We start from the raw sequence: 3,621 nt of genomic DNA on the forward strand, positions 1-3,621 counted from the left end.
TTTTATAAGTGACGCGCTCTGAAAACAACGAGGTCTTTAGCCTCGTGAAGGAAAGAACGCAGAGTGATTTAATGTTTCATGCTGCAAAACTATGCAAAATGATTCGATAACCAAAGGACGCTGTCACAGGGTCTTAATATTGACACAAGAAATACGGCAAATATGTCTAAAAAACGATGGTTATCTATACTGCATATACCTTATATTATATATACGCGCGACAAATTACGCTGCAAATTTCAAATTAAGGCGATAAGTTTGTAGAAAATGTGCAAGGAACCCCTTTTTGCTCTTGTTGCCCATCTTTGTTACACCATTACCATTCCTTGTTACGTACTTTGTCCTGCGTATTCGCATAATATTAATACCTTTGCGGCCAGAACAAAAGATGATATAATAATGATGAAACGTATCACATGTTTTGGTGTTTTAATTACCGCAATCTGCACACTTGGCCAGGCACAGGAACACCATGACTGGGAGGATCCCATGATTCTTTCCATAGGAAAGCTGCCTTACCATGCCACATTGCAGTTGCCGTCGAAAGAGGCCGAGTGTAGCGAGATACATTCGTTAGATGGCGAATGGCATTTCCATTGGTCGAAAGACCCCGCTTCGCGCCCTTCCGATTTCTACAACTCTACCTACGACGTCTCGTCATGGCCCACCATACATGTGCCAGGCAACTGGCAGTTGCAAGGCTATGGCAAGCCCATCTATACGAATGTAAACTATCCCTTCAAGAAAGATGCCCCCTACGTGATGGGTGTCCCCGATAGCACATACTACAGTTTCGACCATCGCAATCCGGTTGGATCGTACGTAACCTTTTTTGAAGCGCCTCAGGTCTCCCCTTGGGGAAGCATGGAGAATACTTCCTATATCCTGCACTTTGGAGGTGTGAAGTCTGCTTTCTATGTATGGGTTAACGGGCAGAAGGTGGGCTACAGCCAGAATTCCATGTCACCATCCGAGTTTGACATCACACCTTATATAAAAAAAGGTACAAACCGTTTGGCCGTGGAAGTGTACCGTTGGTCGGACGGCAGTTACCTCGAAGACATCGACATGTGGCGCCTCTCGGGCATTTTCCGCCCCGTGCAGCTGTGGGTGCGCCCCCTTGTGCATATTGCCGACTACCACCTTCAGGCTCAGCCCTGCAACAACTGGCGAGATGGAGATTTCAGCGCTACCGTCAAGGTGTGCAACCAAGGTCGGAACGCAGCAAGAAACGTTCCCATAAGTGTCACCATTGATGGGCAGTGCCTCACACAAACCGTCAAGCACATTGCTGCGGGCGACACCATAGCAGTACGCTTCGACGGGCACCTCTCCAACATCAAGCTCTGGACGCCCTACACCCCCAACCTCTATCCAGTAGCTCTTACCTGCGCTGACGAACATTTCGACAATCACGTCGGTTTTAAAAAGGTGGAAATCAAGGGTGAGGTGCTGAAAGTGAATGGGCAAAATGTCAAGCTGAGAGGCGTCAACCGTCACGACCACCATCCTCGAACTGGCCGATACTGTGACCCTGCCACCTACGAGCAGGACATTGCCATGATGAAGCAATGCAACATCAACCTGCTGCGTGTGGCTGTTTATCCCAGTGATCCCTACCTCTACGAGCTTTGCGACCGCTATGGCCTCTTCGTCATGGACGAAGCCAACAACGAGAGCCACGGCTATGGTATTGGCAACCATACCCTTGGCGACGACCCTGCTTGGCGAGCCGCTCATGTAGATCGGGCCATATCGCTTGTGGAGCGCGACAAGAACCATCCTTCTGTGCTCATCTGGTCGCTGGGTAACGAAGCAAGTGCTGGCCTGAATCCTAAAGCCATGCGCGAGGCCATCCTCTCCATCGACACCACGCGCGTCATCTACTACGACAGCGATCGCAGCCTCTCTGACATCTACGATGATAGCTATCTCACTCCAGAGAACATGCGACGTGTTGCCCAGCGTGTCAAGGATCGTCCCTTCATGATGCGCGAATACAGTCATGCCATGGGCAACTCCATGGGAAATCTCAAGGACTATTGGGACATCATCTATGCAGACTCCAGCATTTGTGGTGCAGCCGTGTGGGATTGGGTGGATCAAGGACTCGATCCAATGCATAATGCACAATGCACAATGCATAGTGAAACAGCATCCGTCAAAGACATGCCCCGCTACCTCTATGGGGGTGACTTTGACGACCAACCCAACAACGGAACTTTCTGCATCAACGGCATGGTGGCGCCCGACCGCACGCCACACCCTCACTATTACGAGGTGCAATACACCTATCAGCCTATCCATTTCGCGATGAAGGACGGGCGCATCGAGAAGAAGAGTATGGACCCCTTTGTGCATGTTGATGACTTCGACTATTGTTTGGACACCTTGCAGGTTGGTGGAGAACGGCTCATCAACATCAAAGCCCTGCTGAAGCACGACACGCCATGGGCCAAACGTGGCTTTGTGGTGGCACACGAGCAGTTTGTCGAGGGGCAGTACGCCTTCCCACAGACGTTTGAAGACCTTTCTACAAACGGAATCACATCGCCGCTCCAATCTCGAGCCACCTCGCACAGCAAGCTTAAGGCCACCAAGGTGAAGTTTACAGCGCATGGCGTCACCATCAAGACACAGCACGGACAGGTAGAGATAGACAGCACGGGAGCCATCACGCAGATCACCGCGCATGGCACACAGTGGCTCACTGCTCCCCTCGAGCCTTACTTCTGGAAGCCCGAGAACGACAACCAGCATGCAGCCAAGTACGCTCAGCGTCTTGCCGTATGGCAGAACGCGGCTCAGGAGCGGCAGTTGCAGGACTTCCACGTCAACCAGCACAAGGGCATCACCGAGGTCACTGCCACCTTCACCCTGCCCGTGGCAGCCCGGCTTACCCTCGTCTATGCCATTCATCCTGATGGTACTATCAAGGTGGATGCTGACTACGAGCCTCAAGAGAAAGTCGATGACAAAGCATTGGCCGAAGCCCGCAAGACCATGCCAAAGTTCGGAATGAGGATGCACATGCCGGCGGATTACAATCATGTCTCGTGGTATGGCCGAGGTCCACTTGAGAACTATCCCGACCGCAAGCTCTCGCAGCACATTGGAAACTACGCATTGCCACTCTCCGACTACGAGGTGGAGTACGTCAATCCGCAAGACAACGGCAATCGTTGCGACGTGCGTTCCTTCACCCTATCCTCCACTACTACCCAGCATCAGCTCACCGTACTCGGTTGTCAGCCTCTCTGCTTCCGCGCCTGGGACTACGCCGAAGAGGAGTTGCAAGCCGCACATCCTAATGAGATGCACCGTGGCGATGGTGTCACACTCAACATCGACCTCAACATCCACGGTGTGGGCGGAGTCGATTCGTGGGGAGCACGCACCCTTCCGCAGTACACTGTCGATGGACGCAAACCGCACCACTACAGCTTTTTTATAATTGAAAATTGAAGATTGAAAATATGAAAAGATTATCACTTGCAGCCAGTATCTGGCTTTGCACTTTGGACATCAGTGCCCAAACCGAGGACGTTACCAAGAAGTACCTCGAGAACCCCGACTTCGAAGCTCGCTTCGCTGCATGGGTCAACCCTGGCAAGTTCACCT

Annotated in this window: 1 protein-coding gene; it reads left to right on the forward strand. The window is 51.7% G+C overall.

Annotated elements, in window-relative coordinates; translation table 11 throughout:
- The first annotated feature begins 399 nt into the window (after positions 1 to 399).
- Positions 400 to 3,465: a hypothetical protein gene (locus tag MJZ26_14670; GenBank protein ID MCQ2107021.1), complete on the forward strand. Its 3,066-nt coding sequence runs from the start codon at positions 400 to 402 to the stop codon at positions 3,463 to 3,465.
- Positions 3,466 to 3,621: the final 156 nt, after the last annotated feature.

It is taken from the genome of Fibrobacter sp. (assembly GCA_024398965.1).
Lineage (GTDB): Bacteria > Fibrobacterota > Fibrobacteria > Fibrobacterales > Fibrobacteraceae > Fibrobacter.

Bases quoted from the DNA above. Each gene is read 5' to 3' on its own strand.
- MJZ26_14670 (MCQ2107021.1), top strand. From the start codon at position 400: ATGATGAAACGTATCACATGTTTTGGTGTTTTAATTACCGCAATCTGC.